Raw genomic sequence first — 18,366 nt, 5'->3', positions numbered from 1 at the left:
ATGGCGTCTGGGGTGGTGGGCAACGTGGTATCGGGACCGCGTTGTCACTCGATGACCTTCGGCACCAGGTAGAGGCCGTTCTCGGTGGCCGGCGCGGGGCGCTGGTAGTCGGCGCGGCGGTCGGACTCCGTGACGGCGTCGTCGCGCAGCCGCTGGGCGATCTCGCGCACGGCGGACAGCGGGTGGGCCAGCGGCTCGATGCCGGTGGTGTCTACCGCCTGCATCTGCTCCACGAGCGAGAAGAAATTGTTCAGTTGCACAAGCGTCTGCTCGGCCTCGGCATCGCTGGTTTCGATGCGGGCCAGATGGGCGATGCGCTTGACGTCGGAGAGTTCGAGAGCCATGGCGTGATGCGGCGTGTGCGCCGGGTTCGGTCCGGTAGGGCCGGAAGTGTTGAGGCCGGGTGTCGGGAAGGCGGCCGCCGGAGTGCCGGAAGGGCGCCTCGGGCGGCACGGCGGCGCGGTGGCCAGGGGGTGCCGGACAGGTGCGCCCGGGGGGCGCCCCAGGATCGTCGAAGTTACAGTTTTTCCGGGGCCAAACGCCCCGAAACAGCGGGAATTATAAGGTATCATTACGCGTTGCAGATTTCCCGCAACGCTCTGTTCACTTCGGGGCGGAAGGGGCTCTCGGGCGGTGATGCCGTCGGCACTGTCGGCGCGGTCTTCGCGGGCCTCCGGAAGGTCCGGCGGGTTCCGGGCGGCCGATGCCGGGGCTGCGGGCGTCGCGGGCTTGCAACAGTTGTGGGGCAAACTCGCGGTCGGCGCAAATCGGCGCAAACCATCCCCGCAAGGCTGCCGCCGGTCGATGCCACGCAAACGCCAAGTGCACATTGGACACGTGGCGGCGCAGTGGCGGGGCAGCGATCAGCGGGCAGTTTTCATTGCATTTTCAGTCGTAACAATCAGGTTCCTCCGATTAGGCTACTGCCACACGTCAGGCGAATTTGCCTGTCCGGCGCATCAGGCGGCGAACTTTCGCGCAGAGTCTAATCAAAGGTTCCCGTAAGGGGCGCTAACAAAGCGAAGCCAGGCGGTTCTGGCCGGGCGCGGCCGCAGGCCGCGCAGTGACGCCAGAATCGTTTTGTTAGCGCCTCTAGGTCCGGTGTGCAGGTCACGCCGGTTGCGGATGCCGCTGGCTGCCGGATTGGCGTGTCGGGGGCATCGGGGCGCGCTGGCATGACCGGCGCGGGCCGCTCGCACCGGGGACCATGAACCATCACCCGTGAAAACGTATTCGTGGCCGGGCCGCACGCGGCGCCGGCCGCTTCGCATACTCGCGAACCAACAGAAGACAGGATTCCTGATGTTCGGATTTCTCCGCAGCTATTTCTCCAACGACCTGGCCATCGACCTGGGCACCGCCAACACCCTGATCTACATGCGCGACAAGGGCATCGTCCTGGACGAGCCGTCGGTCGTGGCCATCCGTCAGGAAGGCGGCCCCAACGCCAAGAAGACGATCACCGCTGTAGGCAAGGAAGCCAAGCAGATGCTGGGCAAGGTGCCGGGCAACATCGAGGCCATCCGCCCGATGAAGGACGGCGTGATTGCCGACTTCACCGTGACCGAGCAGATGCTCAAGCAGTTCATCAAGATGGTGCACGACACCAAGCTGCTGCGTCCGAGCCCGCGCATCATCATCTGCGTGCCGTGCGGTTCCACCCAGGTGGAACGCCGCGCCATCCGTGAATCGGCGCTGGGCGCCGGCGCCAGCCAGGTGTACCTGATCGAGGAGCCGATGTCGGCCGCGATCGGCGCGGGCCTGCCCGTGTCGGAGCCGTCGGGCTCGATGGTCGTGGATATCGGCGGCGGTACCACCGAGGTGGGCATCATCTCGCTGGGCGGCATGGTCTACAAGGGTTCGGTGCGCGTGGGCGGCGACAAGTTCGACGAAGCCATCGTCAACTACATCCGCCGCAACTACGGCATGCTGATCGGCGAACAGACCGCCGAAGCGATCAAGAAGGAAATCGGCTCGGCCTTCCCGGGCTCCGAAGTCCGCGAAATGGAAGTCAAGGGCCGCAACCTGTCCGAAGGCATTCCGCGTGCGTTCACGGTGTCGTCGAACGAAATCCTCGAAGCGCTGACCGATCCGCTGAACCAGATCGTGTCCGCCGTGAAGATCGCGCTGGAACAGACCCCGCCGGAACTGGGCGCCGACATCGCCGAGCGCGGCATGATGCTGACCGGCGGCGGCGCGCTGCTGCGCGACCTGGACCGTCTGCTGGCCGAGGAAACCGGCCTGCCGGTGCTGGTGGCCGAAGATCCGCTGACCTGCGTGGTGCGCGGCTCGGGCATGGCGCTGGAGCGCATGGACAAGCTCGGCAGCATCTTCTCGTACGAGTAAGACGGCCGGACACGGCAACGTGGTGATCCGCGTCGCCGTGTTCTCCCATATCTTGAACGTCTTCCCCGCCAGCCCGGCCAGCCACGTCCCGCAAGGGGCGGGCTGGCACGCTGGCGGATTGGTATCGCCTGCGCACGGTTAAATGGATTACTCTCCACCGCCGCTCTTCAAGCAAGGCACATCTGCCGTCGCGCGCCTGATCTTCTTCGTGACGGTCGCTCTGGTGCTGCTGTTCGTCGATGCCCGTTACGACGCGATGCGCATCGTGCGCCAGGTGGCGGCCACCGTATTGATGCCGGTGGAGCGTCTGGTGCTGGTGCCGCGCGACGCGATCCGCGGTGTCTTCGATTACGCCCAGTCCTCGGTGGCCCTGGCCACCGAAAACCGCGAACTGCGGCGCGCCTCCCTCGAGCAGGCCAATGCCTCGGTGCGCCAGGCCCAGCTCGAAGCCGAAAACAACCAGCTCCGCAAGCTGCTGAGCCTGACGCAGCAGTCGGCCACGCCGGTGACGGCGGCCGAGATTCTCTATGACGCGCGCGACCCGTACAGCCAGCGCATCGTGATTGACCGTGGCAGTACGCAGGGCCTGCGTGCCGGCTACCCGGTGATCGACGAACGCGGCGTGATCGGGCAGGTCACGCGCGTGTCGCCGTTCCAGGCCGAAGTCACGCTGCTGACCGACAAGGACCAGGCCATCCCGGTCCAGGTGGTACGCAACGGCCTGCGCAGCGTGGCGTTCGGGGGCTCGCGCGCCGGGCAGCTCGACCTGCGCTTCATGGCCGCGTCCGCTGACCTGCAGCAGGGCGACCTGCTGGTGACGTCGGGGCTCGATGGCACTTATCCACCGGGCCTGCCCGTGGCGAAGATCGTGCAGATCGAACGCAAGGCCGACACCGCTTTCTCGCGCGTCTATTGCGAACCGGTGGCCGGCGTGCGCTCGCACCGCCAGGTGCTGGTGGTGCGTTACGAATCCGGCATCGGCCCGCGTCCGCAGGACGACACCGCGCCGCAGAAGGCGGAGAAGGGCTCCCGATCGGCCGCCGCACGCGCGGCTGCCGACAAGGCGGAGAAGGCCGAGAAGGCCGAGAAGGCTGAAAAGGCCGACAAGCCCGCAGACAACGCCACGGCGAGTCCGGCGCAGACACCCACGGAGCCCGCACGGTGACGACATCCCAATACCTGCTGCGCCCGGTCAATCCCGCGTTTATCGCGCTGACCTTCGTGCTGGCGTTCCTGGTCAACCTGATGCCCTGGGGCGAGACGCTCTGGATTCCGGACGTGGTGGCGCTGGTGCTGGTGTTCTGGAACATCCACCAGCCGCGCAAGGTCGGCATGGGCGTGGCATTCCTGCTGGGCCTGCTGATGGACGTGCACGATGCGCGGCTGCTCGGCGAGCACGCACTGGCCTACACGCTGCTGGCCTACTTCGCGATCACGATCCACCGCCGTGTGCTGTGGTTCTCGGTCTATACGCAGGCGCTGCACGTGCTGCCGCTGCTGTTCATCGCGCACGCGGTGCCGGTGGCGATCCGCCTGGCCATGGGCGCGCCGCTGCCAGGCTGGCAGTTGCTGCTGGCCCCGGTGATCGAAGCGGTGCTGTGGCCGATGGCCACCAGCCTGCTGCTGGCGCCGCAACGCCGATCGAACGACGTCGACGAGACGCGTCCGATCTAGTCCCAATCCCTGACGCGCTCACCACGCCGCCCGCAGTACCACCATGACCGAAATCCGCAACGTCGAACTGGAAATCGGCCGCTTCCGCATCCGCGTGGCGGCCGCCGCCCTGTTCACGGTCATCTGCTTCGGCCTGCTGCTTTCCCGCTTCCTGTGGCTGCAGTGGTACAAGCACGACCAGTACTCGGCCAAGGCCGAGGACAACCGCATCTCCGTGGCGCCGATCGAGCCGAACCGCGGCATCATCATGGACCGCAACGGGGTGGTGCTGGCGCGCAACTATTCCGCGTACACGCTGGAAATCACGCCGTCGAAGCTGACCGACACGCTGGACAACACGATCGAGGAACTCGCGAAGCTCGTCGATATCCAGCCGCGCGACCGCCGCCGCTTCAAGCGGCTGATGGAAGAGTCGCGCAGCTTTGAAAGCCTGCCGATCCGCAGCCAGCTCACCGACGAGGAAGTGGCCAAGTTCTCGGCGCAGCGCTTCCGCTTTCCGGGCGTCGATGTGCGCGCGCGCCTGTTCCGCCAGTACCCGCTGGGCGAGTCGGCCAGCCACGTGATCGGCTACCTGGGGCGCATTTCGCAGCGCGACCAGGAGCGGATCGATGAGATGGACGAGGCCAACGATGCCGATGCGTCCAAGTACGATCCGCGCAAGGACGCCGACAACTACAAGGGCACCAACTACATCGGCAAGATCGGCCTGGAGCAGAGCTACGAAACCGAACTGCACGGCCTGACCGGCTTCGAGGAAGTCGAGGTCAGCGCGGGTGGTCGGCCAATCCGTACGCTCTCGACGTCGCCGGCCACGCCTGGCAACAACCTGATCCTGTCGCTCGACATCCGCCTGCAGCAGCTTGCCGAACAGCTATTCGGCGACCGCCGTGGCGCACTGGTGGCGATCGAGCCCGAAACCGGCGATATCCTGGCCTTCGTCTCGAAGCCGACCTTCGACCCGAACCTGTTTGTCGAAGGCATCGACTCCAAGACCTGGGACGAACTGAACAGCTCCCTGGACAAGCCGCTGCTGAACCGCCCGCTGCGCGGCACGTACCCGCCCGGCTCGACCTACAAGCCGTTCATGGCGCTGGCCGCGCTGACCACCGGCAAGCGCACCGCCGCGTGGGGCATGCACGACCCGGGCTCGTTCACGCTGGGCAACCACACGTTCCGCGACGACAAGCCAGGCGGCCACGGCTGGGTGGACATGCAGGCGTCGATCGTGCAGTCGTGCGATACCTATTACTACATGCTGGCGCGCGACATGGGCGTCAACGCGATCCACGATTTCATGAAGCCGCTCGGCTTCGGCCAGATCACCGGCATCGATATCGAGGGCGAGAGCCGTGGCATCCTGCCGTCCATGGAGTGGAAGCGAAAGGCGTACCGCAAGCCCGAGCAGCAGAAGTGGTATGACGGCGAAACCATCTCGCTTGGCATCGGGCAGGGCTACAACAGCTTCACGATCCTGCAGCTTGCCAACGCGGTGTCGATCCTGGTCAACAACGGCGTGGCGATGAAGCCTCACCTGGTCAAGGCGGTCGAGGATTCGGTCTCGCGCAAGCGGGAGTTGACCGTTCCCAAGGAGAGCTACCGCATTCCGCTCAAGCAGGCCGATATCGACGTCATCAAGCGCGCGATGGTGGCCGTGACGCACAACGGCACCGCCGCCCGTGCGTTCGCCGGCGCTGGCTATGAATCGGCGGGCAAGACCGGCACGGCACAGACGTACACGTTGGGCAAGAACGAGAAGTACAACCATCAGGCGCTGGACGAACGCAAGCGCGACCACTCGCTCTACACTGCGTTCGCGCCGGCCGACCATCCGAAGATCGCGCTGGCGCTGATCGTCGAGAACGCAGGCTTCGGCGCCGCGGTGGCCGCACCGATCGCGCGCAAGGTGATGGACTATTACCTGCTGGGCAAGTGGCCCGAGGAACTGGCCGACACGGCACCGCCCGCCGCCGAGCGCGAGCGCGCCGGAGGCAAGCCGCCCGTGGACACCCCGAGCGTGTTCACCACGGGCCTGACCGCCAACGCGGCCAGCGCCACGGTAATGCAGACGGCCCCGGCCGGTGCCGCCAGCGTGGTGGCTGCCTCGGGCGCAGTGGCTGCCTCCAGCGCCGTGGCCGCCGCCAGCGCGCCGGGCGCGAGCGCCGTGGTGGCATCGGTGCCGGCCGCACGCTCGGCATCGGATTCGATCGCCACGAAGCTTGATCCCGCAGCCATCGCACCGGCCTCCGCCGAAGTGACGCTCGATGCGCGCATGCTGCAGGCGCTTGGCCACAGCAAGCCCGGGTCGGCGCCGCCGGCTACACCGGCTCGCGCAACGCCGGCTTCGGCGCCCGCGCCGGCCAAGCCGAAGACCCAGCCGGCCAAGCACGTCAATGTGGCGGACACGGGCCCGGCCCGCAACAACGTTTCAGAGTAAGGAGACGCGCATGGACCGACGCCGCGTCGTATCGATCATCAAGGCTGCCCTGACGGGCTTTGACAAGCCGCTGGCCCTGATCGTCTTCCTGTTGTTCGCCACCGGCATCATCGCGCTGTACTCGGCGGCGATCGACATGCCGGGCCGGGTAGAGGATCAGCTTCGCAATATCCTGCTGTCGTACGTGGTGATGCTGGTGATCGCCTACATGCCGACCCAGCTACTGATGCGGATTGCCGTGCCGCTCTACACCGTGGGGGTGGCGCTGCTGGTTGCGGTGGCGATGTTCGGCCTGATCCGCAAGGGCGCGCGGCGCTGGCTAAACGTGGGCATGGTGATCCAGCCATCCGAGATCATGAAGATCGCGATGCCGCTGATGCTTGCCTGGTACTTCCAGAAGCGGGAGGGCGTGATCAAGTGGTTCGACTTCGTCGTTGCGCTGATCCTGCTCGGCATCCCGGTTGGCCTGATCGCCAAGCAGCCGGACCTGGGCACCGCACTGCTGGTGCTGGCCGCGGGCATCTACGTGATCTACTTCGCGGGCCTGACGTGGAAGATCATCCTGCCGATTCTCGGTGCGGGCGTTGTGGTGATCACGCTTATCGTTACCTACCAGAACCAGATCTGCGCGCCGGGCGTGACCTGGCCGGTCCTGCATGACTACCAGCAACACCGGATCTGCACGCTGCTCGACCCCACCACCGACCCGCTTGGCAAGGGCTTCCACACGATCCAGTCGATCATCGCGATCGGCTCGGGCGGGGTGACCGGCAAGGGCTGGCTCAAGGGCACGCAGACGCACCTCGAGTTCATCCCTGAAAAACACACCGACTTCATCTTCGCGGTGTTCTCCGAGGAGTTCGGCCTGATCGGCAACTCGGTGCTGCTGGTGCTGTACCTGCTGCTGATCTTCCGCGGCCTTTATATTGCCGCGAATGCGTCGACATTGTTCTCGCGCCTGCTGGCCGGGTCGATCACGCTGATCTTCTTCACCTACGCCTTCGTGAACATGGGCATGGTGAGCGGCATCCTGCCGGTGGTTGGCGTGCCGCTGCCGCTGATGAGCTACGGAGGCACCGCACTGGTCACGCTGGGGATGGGTATCGGCATCCTGATGAGCATCTCCCGGCAGAAGCGGTTGATCCAGACTTAGCGGGCCAAACAGGCCAAACAGGCCAAACGCGCACTTTGCTAAACTGCCACCCAAAAATTTGATTCGGTAGAAGCTCATGAACGCTCAAGACGTCGCCGCTTACCTGCAGGGCCACCCGCAGTTTTTCGAGGAACACGCCGAACTGCTGGCCACGGTGCAACTGACCAGCCCGCACAGCCACCGCGCCGTGTCGCTGCAGGAGCGCCAGATGGAAATCCTGCGCGAGAAGAACAAGGGTCTCGAACTCAAGCTGGCGGACCTTGTCCGTCATGGCCACGACAACGATCGCACGCAGCAGCGCATGCATACGTGGCAACTGCGCCTGCTGGCCGAGGCCGATTCCCACGCGCTGCCTTATGCAGTGCAGGACGGCCTGCAGCAGGTGTTCGATGTGCCCGCCGTGGCGCTGCGCCTGTGGAACGTCGGCGAGGCCTTCGCTCACATGGAAGTGGCACAGGGCGCCAGTGACGACCTGCGCCTGTTCGCCGAGGGACTGCGCGCACCGTTCTGCGGCGCGAACGCCGGTTTTGAAGCCGCGGGGCTGCTCGAGCGCGACGACATCGCGTCGCTGGCCATGGTGTCGCTGCGCGTACCGGCGAAGTCGGCCGGGGAAGCGCCCGGTGCCGCATTCGGCCTGCTGGTGCTCGGCTCGCCCGAAGCGCGCCGCTTCCACGAAGGCATGGGCACCGCCTACCTGTCCCAGATCGGTGAAGTGGCCGGTGCCGCGCTGAACCGCCTGCGCGACTGAGCGCACCTCGAATCTTCCAATGCGCACGCGCCAGCCGGCACGCACCGAGGCCGATGAGGCGCCGACTGAAAAGCCGGCCCCGGACCCGCTGGTGGTGCGCTATCTCGACTGGCTGGCCTCCAGCCGCAAGCTCGCCGAGCACACGCTGACCAGCTACTCGCACGATCTGTCCGTGCTGCAGTCGCAGGCCGTGCGCCAGGCGCCCGGCGTGGCGCTGCTGGCGCTGGAAACCCGCCATATCCGTTCGTTTGCGGCGCGCCTGCATGGCAGCGGCCTGTCGGCACGCACCATCGCCAGAACGCTTTCCGCATGGCGCGGCTTCTATCTCTGGGCCGCGCGTCATGGCCACGGTGTGCAGGCCAATCCCGTCGACGGCGTCCGTGCCCCGAAGCGCGGCAGGCCGTTGCCCAAGGCATTGTCGGTCGAGCATGCGGTGGCGCTGGTCGCCCATCGCCAGGACGACACCGCAGAAGCGCTGCGCGATCAGGCGGTTTTCGAACTGTTCTATTCCAGCGGTCTGCGGCTGTCTGAGTTGATCCAGCTCGATGTGCGCTATACGGAGGACGGTGATTACCGTTCGGCTGGCTGGCTCGACCTCGATGGCGCCGAGGTGACCGTGCTCGGCAAGGGCTCGCGCCGGCGCACGGTGCCGGTGGGCAGCAAGGCGATGGAGGCGCTGCGCGCGTGGCTCAAGGTTCGTGACATTTTGCTGCGTCCTGGCGCGCTGCCCGAGGACGCCCACGCACTGTTCCTTGGCACGCGCGGGCGGCGCCTGCCGGTCAGCACGGTGCAGCAGCGTATCAAGCGGCAGGCGCTGGCTGCAGGCGTGCCCAGCGACGTCCATCCGCACATGCTGCGCCACTCGTTTGCCACGCACATGCTGCAGTCCTCGGGCGACCTGCGAGCGGTGCAGGAAATGCTCGGGCACGCGAGCATCGCCACAACGCAGATCTACACCTCGCTCGATTTCCAGCATCTGGCCAAGGTCTACGACCAGGCCCACCCGCGTGCCGGCCGCGCCCACAAGGACAAGGCGGCTGCCGAACTGCCACCCGAAGCGCCCGAATCCCCGCCAGACGAGTCCAGCAAGGACTAGGTCCGTGGGCTCAGGTCCACTGCGAAAGGATGTTGCGGAAGCGTTCCATCTCGGGCAGCAGCCAGTGCCGGAACGCCTGGACCTTGGGCGTCTCAAGGCTGGCGTGCGTGCAGACGAAATGAAGCAGCCAGGGGCACGGGATGCTGACGTCGAACAAGCGCACCACGCGCCCGGACAGCAGGTCGTTGTAGGCCAGCGACGAACGGATCAGCGCCACGCCTTGTCCCTCGGCGGCGGCCTGCAGCAGCAGGGAGGAATCCTGCAGCATCAGGCCGCGGGTAGGCTCGGGCCAGTCCAGCCCGGCGGCTTCGAACCACGGCTTCCACGGATCGCCTTCGCCGCGCAGCAGCGGCATGCCAGCCATGTGCGCCGGCTGTTCGGGCAGGCGCCCGCCGTTGAAGCGCGGGCTGCAGACCGGGAAGAACACATCGTCGAGCAGCCGCTCCACATACAGGCCCGGATAGATGCCGCTGCCCATGCGCAGCGCGATGTCGACCTCTTCGGCCGTGAAGTCGACGAGCGAGTTCGACGACAGCAGTTCCACCTCCAGCTCCGGGTGCTGCTCGATAAAGCTGCCGATGCGCGGTGTGAGCCAGCGCGCGGCGAATGACGGCATGGTGCTGATGGTCAGGCGCTTGTCGCGATTGCCTGCCTGCAGCGCGCGCGTGGCGTCGGCAATCTGCAGTAGCGCGTCGCGCACGCGTTCGGCGTAGAGGCGGCCGTTGGTCGTCAGCATCACGCGCTTGCCGCGGCGTTCGAACAACTGCTGGCCGAGTTCTTCCTCCAGCGCGCGGATCTGATGGCTGACCGCACCGTGCGTGACGAACAGTTCGGCGGCGGCGCGCGAGAAGCTCTCGTGGCGCGCGGCGGCTTCGAACGTCCGTAGCGCCGCCAGCGCGGGGAGTCGCGGAAACTCGCGCTTCCAGCTTCGCGGCTCGTCAGGATTCCAGGCTCCGCTCCAGACCATGATGACCTCGTCTATGTGAGTTTGTCTAACAAGACACAGGAATATATATCGTTTTGATAGTGGCAGGGCAATCACTAGAATTCAGTTCACCGGATCCCTCTGGATGCATTGAATAACTGGCCCGGTCCAATTACCAAGCCAGTTTCGGGAATGCTGACCACACAGAGCCATCCGGACTCACGGAGAAGCCACCATGAAAGCCTTGCTCACAACGACCGTCTTCACGCTTGCCCCCGGCGAAGTCACCGCGCTGTCCCTGCACGCGGCTCAACGTCTGTTTGTGGAAGATGCGAATGGCGTGGACGTATGGGTAACCCGCGAGAAAGATTCCGAGGATTACTGGCTGCGCTGCGGGTCCAGCCTGCTGCTGCGGCGCGGTGACGAGATCGTGCTCAGCATCGACCCACGTGCCTCGGGCCCGGTGCGGCTGGCGCTGATTGCCGAAGCCCGCCGCCCGGCGCTGACACTGGCCGATGTACCGCATCTTGCATACCGCGCCTTGCGGCGTCTGGTTCGAGGCACGGAATGGACGCCTTCTGAAGACAAGGTCGCCGCGTCCTGAAGTCGCCCGGCCGCCACACGATCATCACCGGTAACTGGGCCGGCCTGCGTTCTGCGTAGGTCGGCCCTTTTCGTTACACTCTCGGGCATGCATCCGATTCAAGTCATCGATCAGGGCCGCCAGCCATATGAGCCCTGTTTCGACGCCATGCGGGACTTCACCGCCGCCCGCACGCCAGATACGCCCGACCAGATCTGGCTGGTCGAGCACCCGCCGGTCTACACGCTCGGCCAGGCTGGCGATCCCGCACACCTTCTGGCTCCTGACGAAGCGATCCCCGTCGTAAAGATCGACAGGGGCGGACAAATCACATATCACGGACCGGGTCAGGTTGTGGCCTATCTGCTGCTGGATTTGCGCCGTCGCCACCTGATGGTGCGCGAGCTTGTGCACGATATCGAGCAGGCGGTGCTGGACACGCTCGCGGCGTATAATCTCGCAGCCGAACGCAAGGCCGGCGCCCCAGGCATCTACCTGTCCGAAGGTACGCACCGGGGCGCGAAGATCGCCGCGCTCGGTCTCAAGATCCGCAACGGCTGCAGCTATCACGGCGTCAGCCTAAACGTGCAGATGGACCTGTCACCGTTCCTGCGCATCAACCCCTGCGGCTATGCCGGACTGGAGACAGTCGACATGGCCATCGCGGGCGCCACCTTCACGGCGGCGGACGATGCCGATGGCGCCGCGCCCCTGCCCGTCACTGCGACCCAACAACCCGAAATCGCACAACGCCTGGCGGCGGCCCTGTGCGAGGTGCTGGCCGTACGCGAAGCGCGTGCGCCGGCGCAGGGACAAGCCGCTGCCGAGGCCGCCTGAACATGGCTTGCCCGGCTACATTGACAGCCTACATTGCACGCTAACCCGCGTGCGGAGAACAGTATGAGCGACGCACCGATCGCCACGTCCAGCGAAGCCCCGCAATCCCCCGCCGACTACGATCCGACCAAGAAGCAGAAGTCGGCCGAGAAGACCGCCCGCATCCCCATCAAGATCGTGCCGGCCGAGAAGCTCAAGAAGCCGGACTGGATTCGCGTCAAGGCCGCCACGGGCAATTCCCGCTTCTACGAGATCAAGGACATCCTGCGCGCCAACAAGCTTGTGACCGTGTGCGAGGAAGCAAGCTGCCCGAACATCGGCGAATGCTTCGGCAAGGGCACGGCCACGTTCATGATCATGGGCGACAAGTGCACGCGCCGCTGCCCGTTCTGCGACGTGGGCCACGGCCGCCCGGACCCGCTCGACGTCGACGAGCCCGGCAACCTGGCGCGCACGATCGCCCAGCTCAAGCTCAACTACGTGGTGATCACCAGCGTCGACCGTGACGACCTGCGCGACGGCGGTGCCCAGCACTACGTCGATTGCATCTCGCAGACGCGCGAGCTGTCGCCGAACACGCGCATCGAAGTGCTGGTGCCGGACTTCCGTGGCCGCCTGGACAAGGCACTGGACATCCTGCAGGCATGCCCGCCCGACGTGATGAACCACAACATGGAAACCGTGCCGCGCCTGTACAAGCAGGCACGCCCCGGCGCCGACTACGCGCACTCGCTGAAACTGCTGCAGGAATTCAAGCGCCGCAATCCGAACGTGCCGACCAAGTCGGGCCTGATGGTGGGCCTGGGCGAGACCGACAAGGAAATCCTCGAAGTCATGCGCGACATGCGCGCCCACGACATCGACATGCTGACGATCGGCCAATACCTCGCGCCGTCGAACCACCACCTGCCGGTCACGCGCTACGTCCACCCGGACACCTTCAAGATGTTCGAGGAAGAGGCCTACAAGATGGGCTTCACGCATGCAGCGGTTGGCGCGATGGTGCGTAGCTCGTACCACGCGGATCAGCAGGCGCATCAGGCTGGGTTTGCTTGATGCGTTCCCCGGTCGGCCCGTTGGGCTGACCGGAGATCTGTGGCGTTGTACTGCCACAATGTGTGATGACGGAGGCCTCAGTCCTCGTCGCACTGGTTGATGGTCTTGATCGGGGCGACTCCCGGCGCGTTTTCTCTTGGAATGAGCGCAAAGTCTTTCCAATAGCGCTCCGTCACGTGCAAACGTCCCTTGGATTGGCAGTCCATATAGGCAGTCCTGGGTTTTTCTGAGCACGTCATCGTGCCGCTCAGCACACAACGTTCCCATTGGCGAATGGGGACTGCTTTCGAATAATCTCCCTCGTAGTAGATCCCTTCCACGTCCTTGGTCGCAATGGCCATGTGAGGATGGCGTTCGTCCGCTCGAATCAGACTTGTCCTGTGCATGGTGGCAATGTCCCGAAACGCTTCCATGAAGTAGAAGGCGCCCAGCGCGACAGTGAGTGCCAGGCAAACGGTGCAGGACAACATCAAGTACGACCGGCTGCTGGCCAGGCTTTGCCAATTCAACGCCATACAGGTCAGGACCAGACCCACGCAGCCAGCCAGCGCAAGCAGAAACAATGCTGGCAATGGCGTGGGGTAACGCAGATTCCAAGTGAAGCTGCTCGATGCGAGATACAGGGGCACGATCATCAGCACGGCAAACAGGCAGACCGCGATCAGTCGCCGGACGAGAACTGGAGTTTTCACTTGATCTCCCAAAACAGGATTTCCCTTGAAAGTCCCAAATCGGCATACCCCCATGACCACCGAGGTAGCGCAGAGCTGAAACCCGCCCATCGGCCGAATGTGGAAAAGACGCTTGGCAGGCTACTGACCGTCAATCTCTGGCCATTCCAAAGATCGATATGTCCACCGGTAAGCTCGCCGCCGTGGGCATCACCTTCCTGTCGCCAATAGCCAAAGAAATAAATGATGCCGGTGCGGCCTCGTACCTTCATCTCCCAATCTTCGCCTGTGATGTCCTGTGGCTTAGCTGGCATTCCACAAAACTGCCGCTGCTGCTTTAGCCATGTCGCCATCTCATAGGCACGCAGGGCGACAGGCCTCTTGGGCTCGCCGTATAAATCGCGCCCCAGAGTTTTCTTTCCCGGCATCTTTGGCACCTTCCTTTCGGAGAAGGACTCCATGGTGACCCCTGCTCCGTGCAAAGCAATGCTGACCCGAATTGCGCATTGGTTTTTGTAATTTGGGTTCTTATGGGGCTTCCCCTCTTTCGGATAACTTGCCCAAAGCTGGGCGAACGTGACTGGCTCGACATCGAGGCAAACAACGGAATCCGGCGTCCGACTCGTCTTGACCTTGAACTTGCCGGTTGCAGGGACTTTGTGGCGGGCAGCGACTGTCATCACTCGTCCTCCGCAGCAGCTTGATCGCCCCAGAGCACCGTGTAGGTGGCTTCGTGCGACGTAAAGATTCGCGGAAGCTGGCCGTCCTCCGGCACGGTGCCCTGCTGGACTGAACCGTCCGAGCCTTTGATCAGATAGCGCATGCCTGCGAGGTCGTACCCCGGCGGCGCTGACAATTGCACCTGCTCGTGGAACTGATACTGGCCGTCATTGCGGGTCTTCGCCAAACGCTCAAGAGGCTTGCCAGTTGCATCGAACCCCATGGCTGCGAGTTCCGCCGCCGTGAAGCTGTGAAATACCTCTCGCTGGGACGCGATCATGACTGGCGGTGGGTTGCACCGGCAGACGCAAATGTCATCTTCCAATGCTTGCTGCTTGCCCATCAAGTTGTTGGGATGTCGCGGGCCGACGCCGACGATTTCTCCAGTTGTCTTGCAGGCGGGGCAATAGACCTCTGCTCCCAGGAAGGCCATCTCCTTGCCCTTGATGGTGCACAGCGCAATCCCTTCCAGCGCTTGGCCGCCCGTAGCTGACTTGTCACCCTTTACCAAATTGCATCGGATCATGTGGCACCTCCTGTGCTGTAAGAGGCGCTCAATCTAGCACCGCAAAACTGCCATGCTGTCCCAAGCTCGCGAGTACTTGCCTACAGTCAAAAGGCGGCGTGGCTGTCTGATGACGGCGGCGGACGCGCCTTTTTGCGCATCGCTGCCCCCATCCCATCCCCAAATAGCCCCCAAACACCTAGGGTCAACACCGAGTGCCGAGCACGGCCAAGTTTCGATAACATGAATTTATCGATAAATCGTCGATGAAATTCGATTGAGTCGCGTCGGCTTCATCGGCGAGTTCGCACCGTGGTCCTGTGGCGCCTACACTGCTTGGGACCACGGGCTGCATTTACCTCGCGAGCTCCACCATGCCCCAATGCACCGTCCATCGTCTGGCAGAACAGGCGCTGCTCTATAGCGTCGAGCCACCGGCGTCGCTGGATGTCCAGCGCCGTATCTGGGCGATGGCCGCGCGTGCCGCCGACTGGCGCGGCGTGGTGGACGTGGTGCCGGGCATGAACAACCTCACCGTGATCTTCGACGGCACGGCCGACGTGGTTGCGCTCGAGCGCAACCTGAAGCTCGCATGGGCATCGGGCGAGACGCGCAACGCCACGGGCAAGCTGGTGGAGATTCCTGTGCGCTATGGCGGCGAGTTCGGGCCTGACCTGGCAGACGTGGCCGCCCACACGGGCCTGACACCCGAGGAGGTGGTGCGTCGGCACGTGGCCGGTGAGTACGTGGTCTATTTCCTTGGCTTCCAGCCCGGCTTTGCCTATATGGGCGGACTGGCGCCAGAGTTGGCCACGCCGCGCCGCCGCGAGCCGCGCCTTTCAGTGCCGGCCGGTGCTGTGGGTATTGGCGGCGAGCAGACTGGGATCTATCCGGCGGTGCTGCCGGGCGGATGGCAACTGATCGGGCGCACCGAAGCCCAGTTGTTCGTGGCCGATCGCGACCCGCCGTCGCTGTTCGCGCCGGGCGATACCGTGCGTTTTGTCGCCGAGGAGATCCTGCTGTGATCGAGATCATTCGTCCTGGAGCACAGGCATCGGTACAGGATCTGGGCCGCGTTGGGTTCCGCCGCTTCGGCGTGGGCCGTTCGGGCGCGGCAGATGATCTGGCGCTGCGCGTGGGCAATCGCCTGCTTGGCAATGACCTCGGTGCCGCGGCGATCGAATTCACGCTGGGCCGTGCCGCGCTGCGCTTCGACGCCGATATGCGCGTGGCGCTGACCGGCGCCGAATGCAGCGCGAACCTGGACGGCGTGCCGGTCTGGTCGTGGCATGCGTTCAACGTGCGCCGTGGCGAGACGCTCACGCTGCCGTCACCGCGCGGCGGCACGCGCACCTACCTCTGCGTGGCGGGCGGTATCGACGTGCCGCTGGTCATGAATTCCCGCAGCACCGATCTCAAGTCGGGCTATGGCGGCTTCGAGGGCCGCGTGCTGCGCGAAGGCGACCTCCTTCCCGTGGGCCGTCCCGGTATCGCCGAAGAACAGGACTGGGTTGGCGTGGCCGCGCCCGACTGGGCGCTGCCCGCGCACGATGCGGGCCACACGATCACCATCCGCATGCTGCCCGGCCCCGAGTATCCCGATTTCGAACCCGCGTCGCAGGCCGCGCTGTGGCAGTCCGAATGGACTATCACGCCGCAGAGCAACCGCATGGGCCTGCGCCTGCAGGGTCCGGTGCTGGCGCGCCGTGCGGAGCGCTCGGGCGATCTGCTGTCGCACGGCGTGGTGCCGGGTGTGATGCAGGTGCCGCCGTCCGGCCAGCCGATCGCGCTGATGAGCGATGCGCAGACCACGGGCGGCTACCCGAAGATCGGCACGGTGATTGGCGCCGATCTCTGGCGCCTTGCCCAGGTCCCGCTCGGCGCAAGCGTGCGCTTCCAGCAGGTCACGCTGGAACAGGCCACCGCGGCACAGGCCGAAGTGGACCGCTACCTGCGCCAGATCGACCAGGCGCTGCGCTGGCAGCACGACGGCATGCAGATTGCCGCGCGGCGCCGCACCAACACACGCTTTGTGGCCTGAACGAATCCACATCGCCCCATATACCTTCGGAGAACGTCCATGCATATCGATCTGAACGCCGACCTCGGCGAAGGCTGCGGCAACGACGAAGCGCTGCTCGCGCTGATCAGTTCCGCCAATATCGCCTGCGGCTGGCATGCCGGCGACGCCGCCACGATGCTGCAGACCGTGAAATGGGCCCTGGACAACAACGTAGCCATCGGCGCGCATCCGAGCTTTCCCGATCGCGAGAACTTTGGCCGTACGGAAATGCAGCGCGACCCCGAGGCCGTCTACGCCGACGTGCTGTACCAGATCGGCGCGCTGGATGCCATGGTGCGCTCGCAGGGCGGACAGCTCGCGCACGTGAAGCCGCATGGCGCGCTCTACAACATGGCCGTGCGCGACGCGCAGCTGTGCGACGCGATCATCCGCGCCGTGCGCGACTATGACTCGGATCTTGTCTTCTTCGGCCTGGCCAACAGCCGGATGATCTCGATGGCGCGCGACGTGGGCCTGCGCGTGAAAGAGGAAGTGTTCGCCGACCGCGGCTACAACCCTGACGGCACGCTGGTCAAGCGTGGCACGCCGGGGGCGCTGCACGAGGACGAGGAAGTGGCCCTGAACCAGACGCTGTCGATGGTCCGCGACAAGAAGGTGCGCGCGATCGACGGTACCTGGGTACCGATTCGCGCCGAAACCGTGTGCCTGCACGGCGATGGCGCACACGCGCTTGCCTTCGCGCGCCGCATCCGGGAACGGCTCGGCGCGGAAGGCATAGCGGTCCGGGCCGGCAACTGACGGGCATTGCCCGCACGCACCGGCTTTTTGCCCCCCCACCTATCCTTTCGGGTGCTCTCTATGGAAACGGCTGTCAATCTTTGGCCCCTGCTCGGGGTCGGCGTCATCATCCTTGGCTTTGTTCTGCGGTTCAATCCCATGATGGTGGTGGCGGCAGCCGCCATCGTCACAGGGCTGACAGCATCGATGCCGGTCATGCAGATCTTCACGGCGATCGGCACGGCGTTCGTCAAGGCGCGCAGCCTGCCGCTGATCATCCTGTTGCCGCTGACCGTGATCGGCCTGCTCGAGCGCCACGGGTTGCGTGAGCATGCGCAGGCGTGGATCTCGCGCATTGCATCGGCCACGGTGGGCCGCCTGCTGATCGTCTACCTGGCCGTGCGCGAACTCACCGCGGCGGTGGGGCTGACAAGCCTGGGCGGTCATCCGCAGATGGTGCGTCCGCTGCTGGCCCCGATGGCCGAAGGCGCCGCCGAGAACAAGTTCGGGCACCTGCCCGAGCCGGTGCGCCAGCGCATCCTGGCGTTCTGCGCCGCCACGGACAACGTCGGCCTGTTCTTTGGCGAGGACATCTTCGTGGCGTTCGGTGCGATTGCCCTGATGCACACGTTCCTGCTGTCGTCGAACATCGACATCGAACCGCTGCATATTGCTGTCTGGGGTATCCCCACCGCGATCTGCGCGTTCCTGATCCATGCCGTACGCCTGAAGCGTCTGGACGGATGGCTCGCGCGCGAACTGGGCGGCAAGCAGCCCGCCGGCGCGCCGGCCACTGCCGCAGCGAAAGGGGAGTAAGC

19 protein-coding genes are annotated in these 18,366 nt (G+C 65.1%); 14 read left to right on the top strand and 5 right to left on the bottom strand.

Going from position 1 to position 18,366, the window contains the following annotated elements:
* Positions 1-44: 44 nt before the first annotated feature.
* On the bottom strand, positions 45-344 hold the full coding sequence (gene gatC / locus B552_RS0117495) for an Asp-tRNA(Asn)/Glu-tRNA(Gln) amidotransferase subunit GatC (RefSeq protein WP_019450346.1): 300 nt from the start codon (positions 342-344) through the stop codon (positions 45-47).
* A 958-nt stretch (positions 345-1,302) separates the two neighbouring features.
* Here gatC and B552_RS0117490 point away from each other — a divergent pair.
* The 7 genes from B552_RS0117490 (at position 1,303) to xerC (ending at position 9,451) form a co-directional block, all read left to right on the top strand.
* On the top strand, positions 1,303-2,346 hold the full coding sequence (locus B552_RS0117490) for a rod shape-determining protein (protein ID WP_019450345.1): 1,044 nt from the start codon (positions 1,303-1,305) through the stop codon (positions 2,344-2,346).
* 142 nt (positions 2,347-2,488) lie between these two features.
* Complete coding sequence (mreC, locus tag B552_RS0117485) at positions 2,489-3,511, top strand: rod shape-determining protein MreC (protein ID WP_019450344.1); 1,023 nt, start codon at positions 2,489-2,491, stop codon at positions 3,509-3,511.
* Complete coding sequence (gene mreD / locus B552_RS0117480; RefSeq protein ID WP_019450343.1) at positions 3,508-4,020, top strand: rod shape-determining protein MreD; 513 nt, start codon at positions 3,508-3,510, stop codon at positions 4,018-4,020. Before mreC ends, mreD begins: the two co-directional genes overlap by 4 nt.
* Before the next feature lie 43 nt (positions 4,021-4,063).
* Positions 4,064-6,454, top strand: coding sequence for a penicillin-binding protein 2 (gene mrdA / locus B552_RS0117475; RefSeq protein ID WP_019450342.1), 2,391 nt, complete (start codon positions 4,064-4,066; stop codon positions 6,452-6,454).
* A 10-nt stretch (positions 6,455-6,464) separates the two neighbouring features.
* On the top strand, positions 6,465-7,607 hold the full coding sequence (rodA, locus tag B552_RS0117470) for a rod shape-determining protein RodA (RefSeq protein ID WP_019450341.1): 1,143 nt from the start codon (positions 6,465-6,467) through the stop codon (positions 7,605-7,607).
* A gap of 76 nt (positions 7,608-7,683) precedes the next feature.
* On the top strand, positions 7,684-8,355 hold the full coding sequence (locus B552_RS0117465) for a DUF484 family protein (protein WP_019450340.1): 672 nt from the start codon (positions 7,684-7,686) through the stop codon (positions 8,353-8,355).
* Between the two features lie 19 nt (positions 8,356-8,374).
* Complete coding sequence (xerC, locus tag B552_RS0117460; protein ID WP_019450339.1) at positions 8,375-9,451, top strand: tyrosine recombinase XerC; 1,077 nt, start codon at positions 8,375-8,377, stop codon at positions 9,449-9,451.
* 10 nt (positions 9,452-9,461) lie between these two features.
* On the opposite strand, the gene B552_RS0117455 is transcribed toward xerC, so the two are convergent.
* Positions 9,462-10,418 carry a transcriptional regulator GcvA gene (locus B552_RS0117455; RefSeq protein WP_019450338.1) on the bottom strand — a complete coding sequence of 319 codons (957 nt, stop codon included), beginning with the start codon at positions 10,416-10,418 and terminating at the stop codon, positions 9,462-9,464.
* Positions 10,419-10,611: 193 nt separating this feature from the next.
* Here B552_RS0117455 and B552_RS0117450 point away from each other — a divergent pair, with 193 nt between their 5' ends.
* From B552_RS0117450 to lipA, 3 genes are all read left to right on the top strand, one after another.
* A complete protein-coding gene (locus tag B552_RS0117450) occupies positions 10,612-10,980 on the top strand; it encodes a DUF2917 domain-containing protein (protein WP_019450337.1) in 369 nt (122 codons plus the stop codon).
* A 51-nt stretch (positions 10,981-11,031) separates the two neighbouring features.
* Complete coding sequence (gene lipB / locus B552_RS0117445) at positions 11,032-11,796, top strand: lipoyl(octanoyl) transferase LipB (RefSeq protein WP_348600069.1); 765 nt, start codon at positions 11,032-11,034, stop codon at positions 11,794-11,796.
* Positions 11,797-11,859: 63 nt separating this feature from the next.
* The gene (lipA, locus tag B552_RS0117440; RefSeq protein WP_019450335.1) at positions 11,860-12,852 is read left to right on the top strand and encodes a lipoyl synthase; all 993 of its coding nucleotides are present in this window, start codon (positions 11,860-11,862) and stop codon (positions 12,850-12,852) included.
* Between the two features lie 77 nt (positions 12,853-12,929).
* On the opposite strand, the gene B552_RS28130 is transcribed toward lipA, so the two are convergent.
* The 3 genes from B552_RS28130 to B552_RS0117425 are packed head-to-tail and all read right to left on the bottom strand — an operon-like array spanning position 12,930 to position 14,769.
* Positions 12,930-13,544 carry a hypothetical protein gene (locus tag B552_RS28130; RefSeq protein ID WP_019450334.1) on the bottom strand — a complete coding sequence of 205 codons (615 nt, stop codon included), beginning with the start codon at positions 13,542-13,544 and terminating at the stop codon, positions 12,930-12,932.
* The gene (locus tag B552_RS0117430; RefSeq protein WP_019450333.1) at positions 13,541-14,203 is read right to left on the bottom strand and encodes a type VI secretion system amidase effector protein Tae4; all 663 of its coding nucleotides are present in this window, start codon (positions 14,201-14,203) and stop codon (positions 13,541-13,543) included. Before B552_RS0117430 ends, B552_RS28130 begins: the two co-directional genes overlap by 4 nt.
* Positions 14,203-14,769, bottom strand: coding sequence for a PAAR domain-containing protein (locus tag B552_RS0117425; RefSeq protein ID WP_019450332.1), 567 nt, complete (start codon positions 14,767-14,769; stop codon positions 14,203-14,205). The genes B552_RS0117430 and B552_RS0117425 overlap by 1 nt, the downstream gene beginning before the upstream one ends.
* 353 nt (positions 14,770-15,122) lie before the next feature.
* Between B552_RS0117425 and pxpB the strand changes: the two genes are divergently transcribed.
* From pxpB to B552_RS0117405, 4 genes are read left to right on the top strand one after another with little or no spacing between them, the layout of a single operon-like run.
* Positions 15,123-15,773, top strand: a complete 651-nt coding sequence (gene pxpB / locus B552_RS0117420; protein WP_019450331.1) for a 5-oxoprolinase subunit PxpB — start codon at positions 15,123-15,125, stop codon at positions 15,771-15,773.
* On the top strand, positions 15,770-16,789 hold the full coding sequence (locus B552_RS0117415; protein ID WP_019450330.1) for a biotin-dependent carboxyltransferase family protein: 1,020 nt from the start codon (positions 15,770-15,772) through the stop codon (positions 16,787-16,789). Before pxpB ends, B552_RS0117415 begins: the two co-directional genes overlap by 4 nt.
* 39 nt (positions 16,790-16,828) lie before the next feature.
* On the top strand, positions 16,829-17,569 hold the full coding sequence (gene pxpA, locus B552_RS0117410) for a 5-oxoprolinase subunit PxpA (protein ID WP_019450329.1): 741 nt from the start codon (positions 16,829-16,831) through the stop codon (positions 17,567-17,569).
* Between the two features lie 60 nt (positions 17,570-17,629).
* Positions 17,630-18,364: a DUF969 domain-containing protein gene (locus B552_RS0117405; protein WP_019450328.1), complete on the top strand. Its 735-nt coding sequence runs from the start codon at positions 17,630-17,632 to the stop codon at positions 18,362-18,364.
* Positions 18,365-18,366: the final 2 nt, after the last annotated feature.

Origin of the sequence: Cupriavidus sp. BIS7 (assembly GCF_000292345.1) — a bacterium.
Lineage (GTDB): Bacteria > Pseudomonadota > Gammaproteobacteria > Burkholderiales > Burkholderiaceae > Cupriavidus.
The sequence above is the reverse complement of the archived record's forward strand: the minus strand, read 5'-3'. Positions and strand labels throughout refer to the sequence as shown.

Coding starts and splice junctions, on each gene's coding strand:
- mreC (WP_019450344.1), top strand. CDS start 2,489: ATGGATTACTCTCCACCGCCGCTCTTCAAGCAAGGCACATCTGCCGTC.
- B552_RS0117455 (WP_019450338.1), bottom strand. CDS start 10,418: ATGGTCTGGAGCGGAGCCTGGAATCCTGACGAGCCGCGAAGCTGGAAG.
- mrdA (WP_019450342.1), top strand. CDS start 4,064: ATGACCGAAATCCGCAACGTCGAACTGGAAATCGGCCGCTTCCGCATC.
- xerC (WP_019450339.1), top strand. CDS start 8,375: ATGCGCACGCGCCAGCCGGCACGCACCGAGGCCGATGAGGCGCCGACT.
- B552_RS0117490 (WP_019450345.1), top strand. CDS start 1,303: ATGTTCGGATTTCTCCGCAGCTATTTCTCCAACGACCTGGCCATCGAC.
- B552_RS0117405 (WP_019450328.1), top strand. CDS start 17,630: ATGGAAACGGCTGTCAATCTTTGGCCCCTGCTCGGGGTCGGCGTCATC.
- B552_RS0117430 (WP_019450333.1), bottom strand. CDS start 14,203: ATGACAGTCGCTGCCCGCCACAAAGTCCCTGCAACCGGCAAGTTCAAG.
- B552_RS0117465 (WP_019450340.1), top strand. CDS start 7,684: ATGAACGCTCAAGACGTCGCCGCTTACCTGCAGGGCCACCCGCAGTTT.
- pxpB (WP_019450331.1), top strand. CDS start 15,123: ATGCCCCAATGCACCGTCCATCGTCTGGCAGAACAGGCGCTGCTCTAT.
- lipA (WP_019450335.1), top strand. CDS start 11,860: ATGAGCGACGCACCGATCGCCACGTCCAGCGAAGCCCCGCAATCCCCC.
- gatC (WP_019450346.1), bottom strand. CDS start 344: ATGGCTCTCGAACTCTCCGACGTCAAGCGCATCGCCCATCTGGCCCGC.
- B552_RS0117450 (WP_019450337.1), top strand. CDS start 10,612: ATGAAAGCCTTGCTCACAACGACCGTCTTCACGCTTGCCCCCGGCGAA.
- pxpA (WP_019450329.1), top strand. CDS start 16,829: ATGCATATCGATCTGAACGCCGACCTCGGCGAAGGCTGCGGCAACGAC.
- B552_RS0117425 (WP_019450332.1), bottom strand. CDS start 14,769: ATGATCCGATGCAATTTGGTAAAGGGTGACAAGTCAGCTACGGGCGGC.
- rodA (WP_019450341.1), top strand. CDS start 6,465: ATGGACCGACGCCGCGTCGTATCGATCATCAAGGCTGCCCTGACGGGC.